Raw genomic sequence first — 15,247 nt, forward strand, 5'->3', positions numbered from 1 at the left:
ATACGACAGTAAGATGACAGCCTCATGACTGATGGCTAATCGCCTTTAAGGATTTCCCTTGCGGAGGCCACAAAGGGCCTGCGACAGGCTGCTCCTCCAGGCCATGTCTGCCTGGGAAGCAACTACCCAACACCGACCTGCTTTGGTGCACCCGTGTCTCAAATAAAGTCATTGGGCACACTTTCACTTCGTACTTTTTCCACTTAACTGTTCAGCATGCACATAGTCGGTAGTGCCATGCGCCTGTTCCGAGCGGCATTTCCCACCGGGTGAAAAGCGGCCTGCATCTTGCTCTCCCTGCTCCCGACTACAACCTGGAGCCCCGTGCAATGAGTTCATCCAGCGAATTCCCGCTCAGCGAAGCCCCGCAATCCGCCCGCAAGGGCTTGCTGCCGATCGCCATGGTCCTGTTCAGCTTCACCTTCTTTACCGGCACGATGTTCGCCGGCGGCAAGCTGGGCATGGCCTTCAATTTTGTCGACATGCTATGGGTGGCGGCCATCGGCAACAGCCTGCTGGCCCTGTATGCCGCAGCACTCGCGTTCATCGCCGCGCGCAGCGGGCTGAACACCGTGTTGATGGGGCGCTTCTGTTTCGGTGAAGCGGGTAGCCGGCTCTCCGATTTCCTGCTGGGTTTCGCCGAACTGGGCTGGTACGCCTGGGGCACGGCCACGGTGGCCATCGTGCTGGTCAGGTTGCTGGGGCTGGCGGAAGGCTTCGGCATGCCGTTGATGGTGCTGTTTGGCCTGGGCTTCAGCCTCACGGCCATCATTGGCTTCAAGGGCCTGGATGGACTGTCGCGGGTGTCGGTGCCGCTGATGTTCGGGCTGCTGGTGGTATCGATGTACATCGCTACCCGCGATGCCGGGGGGCTTGCCGGCCTGGCTGCGGTGGTGCCGCATGAGGCCATGACCTTTTCAGCAGCGGTAACCATGGTCTTCGGTACCTTCGCCAGTGGTGCCACCCAGGCGACCAATTGGACCCGGCTGGCCCGTAGCGGCCGGGTGGCGGTCATTGCCAGCGTGGTGGCATTCCTGCTCGGCAACGGCCTGATGGTAGTGGCCGGGGCCTGGTGCGCAATGGTCTACCAGCAAGCCGATATCGTCGAGGTAATGGTGCTGCAAGGGCTGTCGTTCGCGGCGGTGGTCATGCTCTGCCTGAACCTGTGGACGATCCAGGGGCCGACCATCTACAACGTGTCGGCGGCCGCCTGCCACCTGCTGCGCAGCGAGCGCCGGCGTACCGCAACGCTGGTGGCCGCCGGCGTCGGGATTGTGCTTGCGATCGGCGGCATGTACGAATTGCTGATCCCGTTCCTGGTGTTGCTGGGCTCGATCATTCCGCCGCTGGGCGGGGTGATCATGGCCGACTTCTGGTACCGCCACCGCGGCAGGTTCCCGGCCCTGGGCACGGCACGCCTGCCACGCTACAACCTGACCGGGCTGTCTGCCTATGCCGTGGGCGCGGTGCTGGCCTGCGCCTCGCCGTGGATCGCCCCGCTGGTAGGCATCGGCGCTTCGGCACTGTGCTACATCGCCTTCGTCGAACTGGCTGCTCGGCGCCGCGCGCCAGGCCAGGCAGGCGTCGAGCCGTGAGCCTGGCGCTGGAGCAGATCCTGCAGTTGCCCGGCCTGCACCAACTGAGCGTGCGGGCCGGGGCGCGCAGCCTGCACCGCCGGGTGCGCTGGCCGTACGTGGCAGAAAACGAAGGCATCGCCGAATGGGTGATGGGCGGCGAACTGGTGTTCGTCACCGGTATAAACCACCCACGCGGCGAGGCCAACCTGCTGAGCCTGATAGAGGATGGCGACGCTGTGGGTATTGCCGGCATGGTCATCCTCACCGGCGACAGTTTCATCCAGGTCATCCCGCCAGCGGTCATCGCCCGTGCCGAACAGTTGGGCCTGCCGCTGATCGAGCAGCCGTATGCGCTGAAGATGGTGGTGGTGACCCACCTGATCGGCACGGCGCTGGTGCAGACCAGCCAGGCGCGCCGCTCGCGCAATGACTTACTGGGCCAGTTGCTCACCGGCGACTACCCGAGCCTGGCGATTGCCCGGCAACGGGCAGCACACCTGCGATTGGCCCTGGATCAGCCGCGGCGCCTGCTGGCCTTGCGCCTGTCAGGTGTGGATGAGCTGTTCGAGCGCCACGGCCTGGTACTGGGTGAACGTACCTGGCAGGCTATCCGCCAGGCCCTGGAAGACCAGCTCGAAGCCTGGTGCCGGCAACATCCGGGCAGCGTCACCGCGCAGTTGCCCGGCGACCTGTTCGTGGTGCTGCTGGCCGACAGCCGCGACCTGCCCGAGGTACTGGCTACCCTGTACCGGCAGTTGCAGGCGGCGACCGGCGAACTGCAGCTGTACATGGGCCTGTCGGCCCTGGCCGACGATTGCGCGCACTACCGCCAGGCCCTCAACGAGGCGCGCCAGGCGCTCGATGTAGCGCGGCACTTGCGTCCGGGCAACGGCTACTGCAACTTCAGCGAACTGGGTGTTCTACGCCTGCTACAAGGCATTTTCGACCGCTCGCTGATCGACGATTTCGTCAGCCGCACCCTCGGCCCGCTGATCAGCCCCGGGCGCAAACATGCCCATGCACTGGTGCACACCCTGGACGCCCTGCTCATGGAAAATGGCAACGCTTTCAAGGCCGCACAGCGCCTGGGGCTGCACCGCAATACCGTCAACCAGCGCATCCTGCGCATCGAACAACTCAGCGGGCAGACTCTCGACGACCCGCTTTTTCGCATGAATGCTTCCGTCGCCCTGTTGATATGGCGCATGAGCGAAGACCACGGCAAGGAGTAACAAGATGAACATTATCAACGCACGCCTGCGCGGCAAGCCCGGGCTGTTCCGCATCGAACTGGACGGCGAGCGCATTGCCGCAATCGCCCCCCAGGCCGAGGGGGTGGCGCCCGTTACTGTGGGCGACCTGGATGCGCGGCAAAACCTGGTGATAGCACCTTTCGTCGAGCCGCACATTCACCTCGATGCCACGCTGACCGCCGGCGAGCCGCAGTGGAACATGAGCGGTACCCTGTTCGAAGGCATCGAGCGCTGGGCCGAGCGCAAGCAGATCACCACCCACGACGACATCAAGACCCGTGCGAAAAAGACCATCGACATGCTGGTGGAGCATGGCATCCAGCATGTCCGCACCCACGTCGATGTTACCGACCCGACCCTTACCGCGCTCAAGGCCATGGTCGAGGTGCGTGACGAAGTGCGTCACCTGGTCGACCTGCAGATCGTTGCGTTCCCCCAGGAGGGCATCGAGTCGTATGCCAACGGCCGGGCGCTGATGACCGAAGCGGTGGCCATCGGCGCCGATGTGGTTGGCGGTATTCCGCATTTCGAGAACACCCGCGACCAGGGCGTGACGTCGGTGAAGTTCCTGATGGACCTGGCCGAACGTACCGGCTGCCTGGTGGACGTGCACTGCGACGAAACCGACGACCCGCAGTCGCGCTTCCTTGAAGTGCTGGCCGAGGAGGCACGGGTGCGCGGCATGGGGCCGCGGGTTACCGCCAGCCACACAGTGGCCATGGGTTCCTACGACAATGCCTACTGCTACAAGCTGTTTCGCCTGCTGAAGCTGTCGGGTATCAATTTCGTCTCCTGCCCGACCGAGAGCATTCACCTGCAAGGGCGTTTCGACAACTACCCGAAACGCCGTGGCGTCACCCGCGTGGCCGAGATCGATCGCGCCGGGATGAACGTGTGCTTTGGCCAGGACTCCATCGTCGACCCTTGGTACCCGTTGGGCAACGGCAACATCCTGCGCATTCTCGAGGCCGGCCTGCACATCTGCCACATGCTCGGTTATGAAGACCTGCAGCGCTGCCTGGACCTGATTACCGACAATAGCGCCCGAACCTTGAACCTGGGGGAGGGCTACGGTATCGAGGCAGGGCGACCGGCGAACCTGCTACTGCTGTCGGCAGCGGATGATTACGAAATGGTACGCAGCCAGGGGCATGCGCTGGTGTCGGTGCGCCATGGCAAGGTGCTGATGCAGCGGACACCAGCGCACGTGCAGCGCTTTGCCTGATGTCGATGGCTCTCGCCCCGCACTGACACTACCGCCCGGGGCGAGACCAGCGCACCCCGGGCGGCCGTTCAGCGCACAGCCTGAAGGAATTCGTCCAGGAGGATATTTCGGCCACACAGGATGACCGCGACGCGCTTGCCGCGGTAACGCTCGGCCAGCTTCAGCATGCCGGCGACGGCAACCGCCGCGGCTCCTTCGATGATCCAGCGTTCACTGCTGGCGATCTCGCGCATGGCAGCTTTGATTTCGGCTTCGCTGACCAGCACGGTGTCGGTCAGCAACGCCTGGCACAGCGGCAAGGTAATGCTGCCAGGCTCGACGCCGCCGGCGGTACCGTCGGACAGCGTGTCGGTGGCATCCGCCTCGATGATCTCGCCGGCCTTGAGCGACTGCTCCAGCGCCGGGTCGTTTTCTGGCCAGCAGCCGATGATATCGGTACCCGGCTTGAGTACCCGCAGGGCTGCAGCAATGCCGGAGATCATCCCGCCACCGCCAACGGCAACGAATACCGCGTCCAGGTCCGCTGCCTGCTCGAACAGCTCGAAGCCGATGGTGCCTTGCCCGGCAATGACCTGCGGGTCGTTGTAGGGGGAGACGAATGGCTTGCCCTGGGCCTGGGCCTGCCTGGCAGCCTCCAGTTCGGCCCCCAACGGGTCGGTGGGCAAGCCGATCACCTCTGCGCCAAGTGCGCGCATGGCTTGTACTTTGTAGGCAGAAGCACCATTGCTGGTGTACACGGTGACCGGCACCCCAGCTGCTTTACCTGCCAGTGCCAGCGCCTGGCCGTGGTTGCCGGAAGAAGCGGCAATCACCCCGTGGGTACGCTGGTCCTCCGGCAACAGGCGGATCTTGTTGCTGGCCCCACGAAACTTGAACGAGCCGGTGTGCTGCAGGTGCTCGCACTTGAGCAGCACCAGGCAGCCGCTGATTGCCGACAGCCGGGCACTGTAAGTCAGCGGTGTGATACTGACGGCCGGGCGTAGCGCCACATGGGCATCCTTGATCGCCTGGTACAGCGTGTCGAGGTAAATGGCATCGACAGTGGGCGAACCTGTGGCGGTGGACATGATTGCATTCCTGAACAATCGTAGAAATTGAGTCCACAATAGACATATTGTCCATTCATGACAAGAGGGTGAGCCCGCCCACCCGCGCCACTGCCTGGCTCGCCAGCGTCATGGAACGAAAAGCAAGGCGCTGCCTGCCGCCTAGGCGCGCAGTTCCTTCAGGTACTTGTACACGGTGGCGCGGCCCATATTGAGCACTTTGGCGATGTAGTCGGCAGCGCTACGCCCTTCGAACGCGCCCTCGGCATGCAACGCCTGCACCAGGCTGCGCTTGTCTTTTGCCTGCAACGTTTGCAGGGACAGGTTGCGTTCGCGAAGCCAGGCATGCAGGAAGGTGTTGATGCGTTCCTGCCAGTCGTTGCGAAACAGCGAGTCGGGCTGCGGCACCAGCCGGCTCATCTGGAAGAAGGCATCCAGCGCTGCGCGTGCCTGCTCCAGTACCGAAACATTCAGGTTGATGCACATCAGGTGCTCGGCTTCACCGGCCTGGTTGCGCAGCACGGTACTGATCGAGCGGACCTTCTGGCCGTTCCAGTTGAGCTTTTCGTAGGGGCCCAGGTTGACCCCGTTCAACAGGTCCTCCAGCTCATGGTCGATCGCCGATTCATCGCCCAGTTTGCGCTGGGAGAAATTGTTGGCGATGTGAACGACGGTCTGGCTGCGCAGCTCGTGAACGATGACTTCAGCGTGCGGGTACAGCAGCAGCGCGATGCTGTCGGCGATTGCCTTGTAGTTTTCCAGGGTCATTTTCTGTCGATGATCGAAGGCCAGGCACCATGGTGGCGGCAAAGCGTAACCGACACAAGGCGCCTGGCCGGCCGGCTCCATACGCTTGCCTGAGCGCCGGACAGGCAGCTTTTTTCCTTCACATGCGATAAGCCGTGATTATTCCTTCTTAGTAACGCTTTGCAGGCAGGCGTGCATATCGGCATAATCGGTATGTAATTACATGGTACATAACACAGTACAAAATCGTAGGAGCAGGCATGGCCCGAGGCGGTATCAACAAGGTGGTCGTGCAGCAAGCGCGGCAGGCACTGATTGCACGGGGCGAAAACCCCAGCATCGATGCCATTCGTATCGAGCTGGGCAATACCGGTTCCAAGACCACGATCCACCGTTACCTGAAGGAGCTGAACGGCCAGCAGCCCGTCGCCGCCGAGGGCGGCCTGGCACTGAGCGACGTGCTCAGCCGAATGGTCGGGCAGCTGGCGACCCAGTTGCAGGACGAGGCCGACCTGAAGATCGAGCAGGCCGAAAGCCGCTTCATCGAGCAGCGCGAGCAGCTCGAAGCGCAGCTGGCAATCGCTCGGCAGGCATTGGCGGCCGCGCATCAACAGCATCAGATCGACGCGGCCGCCTTGGCCGCCGAAGCGGAAAAGCTGCGCTCCACCCAAAGCACCCTGCAAGCCGAACAGCTGCGCAGTGCCAGCCTCAACCAGGCGCTCGGCGAGCTGCAGGTGCGCCTGGCGGACAAGGACGAGCAGGTGAAGTCGCTGGAGGACAAGCACCGCCATGCCCGTGACGCGCTGGAGCACTACCGCAATGCCAGCCGCGAACAGCGCGAACAGGAACAACGCCGCCACGAAGCGCAACTGCAGCAGTTGCAGGTGGAAGTGCGCCAGTTGCAGCAGGGCATGATCGTCAAGCAGGACGAACTGACCCGCCTGCACCGCGATAACGAGCGGTTGCTGGGGGAACACCGCCAGGCCTCCGGCGCCTGCAGGGCGCAGGAGCAACTGCTGGAGCAGCGTGATGCGCAGATCCAGGGCCTGCGCACGATCCTGGCCCAGGCGCAGGGCGCCAGCGAGGAGATGCGTCGGCAGCTGGAGGCTCAGGCGCAGAGCCTGGAGCAGCGCCGCGACCAGTGCGCCGAAATGGCGCGGCAACTGCAGCGCCTTGATGAGCAGTTGAAGGAACGTGATGAAGCACTGGTACAGTGCAAGGCGCAACTGGCCCAGGCTGCAGATTGATCAAACTTTTTCGGGCGGGTGCTTTCTTCCCTATACATTCCCTGGAGATAGTGTCATGCCCGAATCGCAACCCGTACGCAAAGAGGGGCCTCACTCGTCCGAGCAGGCCGATAAGAAGGTCGACCTGGGTTTCGACCCGGATTCCCCGGATGCAGAAGACCCGCAAGTCGACCCGCAAGGGCCGGCCAAGCCCCCCAGAGACGTTGAGAAAAAACCATAGCCTCTGGCTTGCAGCCTATCGCCGGCAAACCAGCCACCCCATCGGCTGCGCCTGATACCAGGCACGGCCGATGAAGGCACTGGCTTACCGGCGACAGGGCGGGCCAGGCGAGCGACACTCAAGTGTCGGCTTGCCTGGCTGCCTCCACACCCGCAGCCGACAGCTTGATCGGGTAGTTGACACTGATCTGGTGGTCGCTGCCGACCGCCACACTGCCGTCCTGGATCAAACCGGCCTCCTGCAAGGTCTTGAGCATACCGGCCACCGCTTTCTCGCCGCGGTAGTTGTCCAGCACCTCCTTGCCGAGCCCTTGCGGGTGGGCGTGCAGCAGGCGGGTCAGAACCTCGGCCTTCAATGCATCATTACTCATGGCGGGCCTCACTTGCCGTGCTTGGCCTGAAGTGCCTTGGCGTGCTCCAGATGCTGTTCGAGCTTGGGCAGGGTTTCGCTGGCGAAGGCCTTCAGTTCGGCCTTGTCAGACGAGGCGGCCTCTTTCTTGAACAGTTCCACCGCCTTTTCGTGAGCATCCACCTGGTTGTTGATGTAGGCCTTGTCGAAGGACTCCTCGCGCCATTCCAGGATCATTTTCTTGACCTTGTCAGTGATCGCCGCTTCATCGGGTACGGAAATGTCCAGTTTGCGAGCGATATCACCGAGTTTCTGGTTGGCCTGGGTGTGGTCAGTGACCATTTGCTGGGCGAATGTCTTGATCTCGGTGTTCTGGCTTTTCTCCTGGGCCAGCTTACCGGTAACCACTTCGGCAATGCCGGACTCGGTGGCGGCCTCGACAAAGTCATCGGAACTCGCCGCCAGGGCATGTACCGATGCCAGGCCCAGCACCATGGAAAAACCGACGCGCTTGATGAAGAGATTGCTCATGCTTCACTCCTTAAACCGTGACGCGACCTCAGTGTCGCGTACGGTTGAGGGTGAAAGCAGGGCAAAGGTTTAATCTTTTTCCTCGTCGGCGGTGTCCACATGCTGGTCAACTATAGTGAACAGCGGCAAGCGCGGGGTGGCCAGGGATTTCAATGTACGCAGCCAGGAATAAGGACGAAGAGGGGCTTTTCGCCATGACCGGTGAGGGCCGTGCCGTGGCGCTGTTCCGTCTGGTTCTGGCGTTCATGCTGATGGTGATGCTGGCCTTTGTCGTGGTCGAAGGCTGGCGCATCTGGCGTGACTACCGGCATGCCTTTACCAATGCCGAGAACATGGTCACCAACCTGGCCAGAGCCACGGCGCAGCACGCTGAAGATGCCATCCGCCAAGTGGATGCCATCACCGCAGCCCTGGCTGAGCGCCTGGAAGGCGATGGTTTCGGGCATATCGACCGGCCGCGCTTGCATGCCTTGCTGGTACAGCAAAAGAACATCATGCCGCAGTTGCATGGATTGTTCGTGTATGACGCCGAGGGCAACTGGATCGTTACCGACCAGGCAGCAATACCGCCCAATGCCAACAATGCCGACCGCGACTACTTCATCTACCACCGCACCCACAACGACCGTGGCGTACACATCGGCTCGGTGGTACGCAGCCGCTCCACGGGTGCCTTGATCATTCCCATTTCCCGGCGTTTGCAACATGCCGACGGCAGCTTCGCCGGGGTGTTGCTGGGCACCATCAAGGTGGACTGGTTCGTGCATTACTACGGCGACTTCAAGATCGACGAACGCGGCGCGCTGGTATTGGCCATGCGCGACGGCACCATCCTGGTTCGGCGGCCTTTCGTCGAGCGGGTAGTGGGGAGCAGCCTGGCCAACAGTGAGATTTTCCGCAACCATCTGCCCTATGCCACAGAGGGGCTGGTAGAAGCGGTTGCGGTGGTAGACGGCACGCCACGGTTGTATGCCTATCGCGCGCTGGCGAGCTACCCATTGGTGGTGGAGGCCGGCTTGTCGCGCGAGTCGATCGTAGCACCCTGGCGCCACGATGCGATCAAATCAATGGCCGTGCTGCTGCTTTTGCTGTTAGGGCTGGCGGCATTTGCTGGTGTGGTACTGCGCCAGTTGCGCGAGCGTATCTTCATCGAGCGGGCGCTGCACCAGGCGCACCAGACGCTCAAGTCGCTGGCCCTGACCGATAGCCTGACCGGGCTGGGCAACCGCCGGCGGCTGGATGCGGTGTTCGAAGCGGAACTGCGTCGGGCACGGCGCCAGGGCTATCCGCTGACCCTGGTGATGCTCGACCTGGACCACTTCAAGGCCTACAACGACCGCTATGGCCACCCGGCGGGCGACCAGTGCCTGCGGCGCTTTGGCGAAGTGCTGCAACAGGCGCTGAAGCGGCCGGCCGACCTGGCAGTGCGCTACGGAGGCGAGGAGTTCACCCTGCTGCTGCCTGACACCGATGCCCGCGGGGCGGAACTGCTGGTGCAGGAGGTACAGCAGCTGTTGCGCCGGCACATGCTGGAACATGCAGGCAGCCCGTTGGGGCGGTTATCGTGCAGTGCCGGCATCGCCACGGGAGACCCGGCGCGCGAGGAGGTGACCGCCGAGCGGCTGATGGCGGCAGCGGATGCGGCTTTGTATGAGGCCAAACGTCAAGGCCGGGACAGGTACTGCGTGGCGCAGGACAGCTGGGCGAGTGCGGATTCCTGAGCCTGCGGGCGAGCGGCAGGGGCGCGTTGCGCGCCCGGGCTCATTGCCCTAGACCCAGGCGCATCGCGCAGCGCCCGACGAGGCCATGGGCAAGCTCATCGGCAAGGATGCCACGCAGGCGTGTATCCAGCCGTTCCTCGTCAATTCTTTCGAAGCCGAAACGTGCGTAGAACGGCGCATTCCACGGCACATCGGCAAACGTGGTCAAGGTCAGCTCGCGGGCACCCGCCTGGCGCGCGGCATCCACCACCTGCCGCAGCAAGGCGCGGCCGACGCCTTGCCCTTGGGCCTGGCGACGCACCGAGATCTCGCACAGGTGTAGCGCCTGCCGCTCGAACCGGGCACAGGCGAAACCGAGCACGTGGCCTTGCAGGTCGTCGGCCACCCAGCTGGCGCCCGCGGCGACGAATGCGCGGTGCGCATCAACGTCCAGCACATCGGCCTGCGCCAGCCACGCCAGTGCCGGCCAGTCGGCGAAAGCCTGGGCAGCCGAGCGTTCCAGCGCCGGCAGCCATGGGATATCGCGCTCGAGGGTAGGGCGGATGCGCATGGACTCACTCCTTGCAAAGCGCTACGTCTTAATCCGAAGCGCGCAGCCGGTCAAGGGCTGAAACGTGACAATGGCTTCATCAGCCAGCACCAGCAACCGGGCACGCCTGCATGGAAAAAATGCCAGGCAATCGGTACCCTTGCGCCTTCATTCGCCATCCACCGGACTGTTCCATGCTGTTCAATCTCGCCGTGCTGTTCGGCACCCTGGTGGCCATGGAGGGTGTTGGCACGTTGGCCCACAAGTACATCATGCATGGCTGGGGTTGGTGGCTGCACCGCTCGCACCATGAGCCACAGCTGGGCATGCTGGAAACCAACGACTTGTACCTGCTGGCCCTGGGGCTGGTCGCCACGGCGCTGGTTGCCCTGGGCAAGGGCGGTTATGCACCATTGCAGTGGGTTGGCGCTGGCGTGGCGGGCTACGGGGTACTGTATGTCGTGGCCCATGACGGGTTGTTTCATCGGCACTGGCCACGCAAGCCACGCCCGGTCAACCGCTACCTCAAGCGCCTGCACCGCGCGCACCGCTTGCACCATGCGGTGAAAGGGCGCACCGGCAGTGTATCGTTCGGGTTCTTCTATGCACCGCCATTGCGGGTATTGAAACAGCAGTTGCGCAGCAGGCGCAGCCAGCCGTGACAATCGCGACTGGCCTTGCCTGCGGCAATCCCTTCAGTTCATTGCCTCACCCTTGGCCTGCAGCGCCACATGCCCGCAACTGACCCACCCGCCGAACCCCGCCGCGGTGAAGAACATGATCAGGCTATACAGCGCCGCCGGAAAGTGCCGTTGTGAATGCCAATCTCCAGTTGCCAGATACCAGCAGCCAGCGAGGCCACATGTCGCGTTGCAGCGCGCCTGCCGGCGCAGTAGCATTCCCGGTTTTACCGAGGATTAGCCTGTCATGCCGTTTCAGCAAGGTCTGCTTGCCACACCGGTGCCGGTTCACGCCCGCCACCTGTTCTTTGCCATCGAAGCACTGGAAGCGCTGCCGGCAGCCCTGGATGCGCTGGCGGGCCATGTCGACGGCGTGCGCCTGACGCTGGGCATCGGTGCACCGCTGGCAAAAGCCCTGGGCAGCCAGGTCGATGGCCTGAAGCCTTTCCCGCAACTGGACGCCGCGGTGGAAAACCCCAGCACCCAACATGCCCTGTGGCTGTGGCTGCGCGGGGAAGAGCGTGGCGACCTGTACCTGCGGGCCCAGGCCCTGGAACAGCTGTTGAGCCCGGCATTCAGCCTGGTGGACCAGGTGGACGGTTTTCTCCACCAGGGCGGGCGTGACCTCACCGGTTATGAAGACGGTACCGAAAACCCACGTGATGAGGCCGCCGTCGAGGCGGCCATCCTCAAGGCTGCGCAGCCTGGCCTCGACGGGTCGTGCTTTGCGGCATTCCAGCTGTGGAAGCACGATCTGCAGTACTTCAAGTCGCTGCCCCAGCATGCACAGGACGACATCATCGGCCGCCGCCTGAGCGACAACGAAGAACTGGATGACGCGCCAGAGTCTGCACACGTCAAGCGGACCGCCCAGGAGAGCTTCGCGCCGGAGGCGTTCATGGTACGTCGCTCGGTGTCCTGGGCAGACACCCGCGGCGCGGGCCTGGCGTTCGTCGCGCTGGGCCGCAGCTTCGACGCCTTCGAGGTGCAGCTGCGACGCATGAGCGGCCTGGAGGACGGCATCATTGACGGCCTGTACCGCTTTAGCCGGCCGCTCAGTGGTGGCTATTACTGGTGCCCACCGATGACCGACGCCGGTGTCGACCTGCGCCTGTTGCTGTCGGCCTGACAGCTGAACATCCCGCCCCTGGCACATTCGCCAGGGGCTCCGCGGTGGCGCAAGGCTGCCGCTGCGCTGCCCATTCACCAGGCCCCACCGTGCGACTCTGTGGCGCGCCAAATATGGCGTTACCGCTTATTTAATGCCGCTGGTCCGAACGCTTCGCAATAAACCGAATCCCTCAATATGACCGAACTCCGAACAGGTGTACGGCAGGTAATGCCGTGCATTCCGAAGTCATACGAGGTTTAAGACCATGGCCAACAAAGAGAACAGCCGTACCGGCAATCAACAAGGCAGCCAGGGTGGTAACAAGAACCCAGGCAACTTTGCCAATGACCGCGAGAAAGCCTCCGAAGCTGGACGCAAGGGCGGCCAGCATTCCGGTGGCGGCCGCAGCAGTGAATCGAGCCGCAAAGGCGGCCGTTCGTAAGTGAGGCTACGCAGTGCCGGGTTAGCCTGGCACTGCGATTTTGCGCAAACAGGAGTGCCCCATGCGATTGCTCCCCCTGATAGCCCTGATGGGCGCCTTCACCCTGGTCGGTGGCTGTTTCGACCGCGACAAAGACCACCCGGCGAAGGATGCCGACCAAAGCAAACCGTCCCTGCAGATGCAGCAACCCGGCGACAAGCCTGCTTCACAACCTGCGCCAGGCCCTGAGCCGATGCCCGGGCAGAAACCCAGCCAATAACACGCGCACAAGGAATACGGCATGACGGTCATGACCTGCAAGACCGCCGCGATGGTACCGGCCTCGACCAATGGGCCAAGCCTGTACGACCGTTACCACGCACTGCTGGGCGGTGCCGATGCGGCCAGCGCCGCATGGTTGAACGAGCAGTTGGCCCAGGTGCAAGGTTTGCCGGACGATCTGCCTGCTGACCCGGCGCAGCTGGAGGCCTGGAGCGCTCGGCATGCTGCCGAGGTCGCTGCAGCCTACGCCGCCTACCTGGCGCAACGTCGCCAGGGTAGCCCACGGCGCTATTTCGCCAATCGCGCCCAGGCGCTGTGGTTCCTGCAGCAGGTCGCGCCCACCAAGGCGGTGGACGGTGCGTGGCTGCACGGTACCCTGCGCCATTGGCGTGACCCGCGCTACCACGGCCTGATCCGCACTTACCTGGAAGAACTGGGCAGCGGTGATCCGCGCTGCAACCACGTGTTGATCTATCAACGCCTGCTGAGCCGGCTGGGCTGTCTGGACCTACCCGAACTGGATGACCAACGCTACCTGCAAGGGGCCTTGCAACTGGCCCTGGGGCACCATGCCGACGCGTTTCTGCCCGAGGTCATCGGCTACAACCTGGGCTACGAACAACCGCCGCTGCATTTGCTGATCACCACCTACGAACTGGCAGAACTGGGCATCGACGGCCATTACTTCCAGCTGCACGTGACCATCGACAATGCCGCCAGCGGGCATGCGCACTTGTCCATCCAGGCGCTGCGCCAGCTGTGTCCGGCGCACGACCTGTGCAGGTTCTACCAACGTGTACGCCAAGGCTATCGCCTGAATGACCTGGGGGTGGATACCCCCAGCCTGATCGGCAGTTTCGACCTGGAGGCCGAGCTGCTCATGGCCCTGGAGCACAAGCGGCATTTCGGCCAGTTCATGCATTCCGATCATTGCCGCCTGCAGAAACGCACCGTCAACCAGTGGCTGGCCGAGCCAGGCGGCATGCCGGCGTTCCTCGAAGCCTTGCAGGCGCAAGGTTGGATCCGCCGGGGAGAGGCCCCTGCCAACAGCCGCTGGTGGCGCCTGGTCGAAGGCCCGTCGGCGCCCATGTACGGTGTGTTCACCGCCTATGAGAAACAGCTGTGGCATGACTGGATCGCAGCGGGCTGGCAAGCCCCTGGCTCGCGGGTGATGCCTGGCAGCTGGGAGGAGCCGTTGCAACTGGATACACCACTGGAGCGTACCGCACAGGAAACCGACATCGAGACCTTGATCGACAGCATGGCCGGTAACCGTCATGCCACACCGGAAGGATTGCTGGCGACCCAGGGCTACCTGCGTGCCACCGGCCTGGCCCAGGAGGAACCGCGCTGATGCAGCTTGACCCACAACAGATCCAGGCAGACCAGGCATTGCTGCAATTGGGCAAGCGCCTGCGTGCCGACGGCTACCGCTTCACCTGTGTCACACCGGCCACCCACGCCCGGGTCAACGCCCGCCCAGGGGCAGAGCGGGCCAGGACGCTGCGCGATGTGTTCGGCTGGAGCCGCCCGTTTCCGCCCTCGCTGGTTTCCGCCGACGAACTGGACCAGCTACGCCAGGCGCAGGTATTGGCGACGCGTGGCGAGTGGTTGGTGAGTACGGTCCGCTGGGCCACCCTCGAAGACTTGCTGCTGGTGCACTCGGCGTACCCCACCGAGGCCAGCGACGCGGTGTTCTTCGGCCCGGACAGCTACCGTTTCGCCCAGGTGATCCACGAGCACCTGCAACGCACCCCGAAGCGCGTCGAGCATGCCGTGGACATTGGCTGCGGCACCGGTGTCGGTGCCTTGCTGGTGGCCCAGGCGGTACCGCACGCCCAGGTTACCGCCGTGGACATCAACCCGCTTGCGCTGCGCTATACAGCGATCAATGCGGCCCTGGCAGGCGTGAGCAATGTCTCGGTGGAGCCAAGCGACCTGCTCGACGGCATTACCGGCCTGTTCGACCTGATCATCGCCAACCCGCCGTACATGCTCGATGTGCAGGAGCGCACCTACCGTCACGGTGGTGGCGTGCTGGGTGCCGAGCTGTCGTTGCGCATCGTCGAGCAGGCGCTCGAGCGGCTCGGCCCTGGGGGCTCGCTGGTGCTGTATACCGGCGTGGCGATCGTCGACGGCAGGGATGCCTTGCTTGAAGCCATCCGCCTGCGCCTGGCGGGGCCTGGGTGGTCGTGGGTCTACCGCGAGGTCGACCCGGACGTGTTCGCTGAGCAATTGGGCGAGCGCGGTTACGAACAGGTCGAGCGCATCGCCGCAGTTGCCCTCACCGTCACCCGTAACGGCTGAAC

At 63.7% G+C, this 15,247-nt stretch carries 16 protein-coding genes and 2 pseudogenes; 12 read left to right on the forward strand and 6 right to left on the reverse strand.

The genetic code is table 11. The features are described 5' to 3' along the window. The first annotated feature begins 329 nt into the window (after positions 1–329). From codB to codA, 3 genes are read left to right on the forward strand one after another with little or no spacing between them, the layout of a single operon-like run. Positions 330–1,595 (forward strand): cytosine permease, encoded by a 1,266-nt coding sequence (codB, locus tag ACJA3S_RS12685; RefSeq protein ID WP_406822110.1) that lies wholly within the window; start codon positions 330–332, stop codon positions 1,593–1,595. Further along, positions 1,592–2,809: a PucR family transcriptional regulator gene (locus tag ACJA3S_RS12690; RefSeq protein WP_406822111.1), complete on the forward strand. Its 1,218-nt coding sequence runs from the start codon at positions 1,592–1,594 to the stop codon at positions 2,807–2,809. Before codB ends, ACJA3S_RS12690 begins: the two co-directional genes overlap by 4 nt. 4 nt (positions 2,810–2,813) lie before the next feature. Next, positions 2,814–4,055, forward strand: a complete 1,242-nt coding sequence (gene codA / locus ACJA3S_RS12695; protein WP_406822112.1) for a cytosine deaminase — start codon at positions 2,814–2,816, stop codon at positions 4,053–4,055. 68 nt (positions 4,056–4,123) lie between these two features. Here codA and ACJA3S_RS12700 read toward each other — a convergent pair whose 3' ends face one another. Then, a complete protein-coding gene (locus tag ACJA3S_RS12700) occupies positions 4,124–5,122 on the reverse strand; it encodes a threonine/serine dehydratase (protein WP_406822113.1) in 999 nt (332 codons plus the stop codon). A gap of 141 nt (positions 5,123–5,263) precedes the next feature. Next, complete coding sequence (locus tag ACJA3S_RS12705; RefSeq protein ID WP_406822114.1) at positions 5,264–5,869, reverse strand: transcriptional regulator; 606 nt, start codon at positions 5,867–5,869, stop codon at positions 5,264–5,266. Between the two features lie 239 nt (positions 5,870–6,108). Here ACJA3S_RS12705 and ACJA3S_RS12710 point away from each other — a divergent pair, with 239 nt between their 5' ends. Continuing rightward, positions 6,109–7,095 carry a DNA-binding protein gene (locus tag ACJA3S_RS12710; protein ID WP_406822115.1) on the forward strand — a complete coding sequence of 329 codons (987 nt, stop codon included), beginning with the start codon at positions 6,109–6,111 and terminating at the stop codon, positions 7,093–7,095. A 55-nt stretch (positions 7,096–7,150) separates the two neighbouring features. Further along, complete coding sequence (locus ACJA3S_RS12715; RefSeq protein ID WP_406822116.1) at positions 7,151–7,315, forward strand: DUF6021 family protein; 165 nt, start codon at positions 7,151–7,153, stop codon at positions 7,313–7,315. 118 nt (positions 7,316–7,433) lie between these two features. Here the strand turns inward: ACJA3S_RS12715 and ACJA3S_RS12720 are convergent, their stop codons facing one another. Both ACJA3S_RS12720 and ACJA3S_RS12725 read right to left on the reverse strand, forming a co-directional pair. Next, on the reverse strand, positions 7,434–7,685 hold the full coding sequence (locus ACJA3S_RS12720) for a hypothetical protein (RefSeq protein ID WP_170029929.1): 252 nt from the start codon (positions 7,683–7,685) through the stop codon (positions 7,434–7,436). Positions 7,686–7,693: 8 nt separating this feature from the next. Beyond that, entirely contained in the window at positions 7,694–8,194 is a 501-nt protein-coding gene (locus ACJA3S_RS12725) for a DUF4142 domain-containing protein (RefSeq protein WP_170029928.1), read from the reverse strand. A 152-nt stretch (positions 8,195–8,346) separates the two neighbouring features. Between ACJA3S_RS12725 and ACJA3S_RS12730 the strand changes: the two genes are divergently transcribed. Next, on the forward strand, positions 8,347–9,915 hold the full coding sequence (locus ACJA3S_RS12730) for a diguanylate cyclase (RefSeq protein WP_406822117.1): 1,569 nt from the start codon (positions 8,347–8,349) through the stop codon (positions 9,913–9,915). Between the two features lie 40 nt (positions 9,916–9,955). On the opposite strand, the gene ACJA3S_RS12735 is transcribed toward ACJA3S_RS12730, so the two are convergent. Continuing rightward, positions 9,956–10,465, reverse strand: coding sequence for a GNAT family N-acetyltransferase (locus ACJA3S_RS12735; protein WP_406822119.1), 510 nt, complete (start codon positions 10,463–10,465; stop codon positions 9,956–9,958). A gap of 173 nt (positions 10,466–10,638) precedes the next feature. Here ACJA3S_RS12735 and ACJA3S_RS12740 point away from each other — a divergent pair, with 173 nt between their 5' ends. Continuing rightward, positions 10,639–11,106 (forward strand): sterol desaturase family protein, encoded by a 468-nt coding sequence (locus ACJA3S_RS12740; RefSeq protein WP_406822120.1) that lies wholly within the window; start codon positions 10,639–10,641, stop codon positions 11,104–11,106. 33 nt (positions 11,107–11,139) lie between these two features. Here ACJA3S_RS12740 and ACJA3S_RS12745 read toward each other — a convergent pair. After that, positions 11,140–11,247: pseudogene (locus tag ACJA3S_RS12745) on the reverse strand (bile acid:sodium symporter family protein); the annotation flags it as partial. A gap of 124 nt (positions 11,248–11,371) precedes the next feature. Between ACJA3S_RS12745 and ACJA3S_RS12750 the strand changes: the two are divergent. The 5 genes and pseudogenes from ACJA3S_RS12750 (at position 11,372) to ACJA3S_RS12770 (ending at position 15,245) form a co-directional block, all read left to right on the forward strand. Continuing rightward, complete coding sequence (locus tag ACJA3S_RS12750) at positions 11,372–12,253, forward strand: Dyp-type peroxidase (protein WP_406822121.1); 882 nt, start codon at positions 11,372–11,374, stop codon at positions 12,251–12,253. A gap of 304 nt (positions 12,254–12,557) precedes the next feature. After that, positions 12,558–12,677 (forward strand): annotated as a pseudogene (locus ACJA3S_RS12755) (KGG domain-containing protein); the annotation flags it as partial. 61 nt (positions 12,678–12,738) lie between these two features. Further along, entirely contained in the window at positions 12,739–12,936 is a 198-nt protein-coding gene (locus ACJA3S_RS12760) for a hypothetical protein (protein WP_186674139.1), read from the forward strand. A 21-nt stretch (positions 12,937–12,957) separates the two neighbouring features. Next, positions 12,958–14,292: an iron-containing redox enzyme family protein gene (locus tag ACJA3S_RS12765; protein ID WP_406822122.1), complete on the forward strand. Its 1,335-nt coding sequence runs from the start codon at positions 12,958–12,960 to the stop codon at positions 14,290–14,292. Further along, positions 14,292–15,245, forward strand: a complete 954-nt coding sequence (locus ACJA3S_RS12770) for a methyltransferase (RefSeq protein ID WP_406822123.1) — start codon at positions 14,292–14,294, stop codon at positions 15,243–15,245. Before ACJA3S_RS12765 ends, ACJA3S_RS12770 begins: the two co-directional genes overlap by 1 nt. Positions 15,246–15,247: the final 2 nt, after the last annotated feature.

It is taken from the genome of Pseudomonas sp. KnCO4 (genome assembly GCF_045344305.1).
Classification (GTDB): domain Bacteria; phylum Pseudomonadota; class Gammaproteobacteria; order Pseudomonadales; family Pseudomonadaceae; genus Aquipseudomonas; species Aquipseudomonas anuradhapurensis.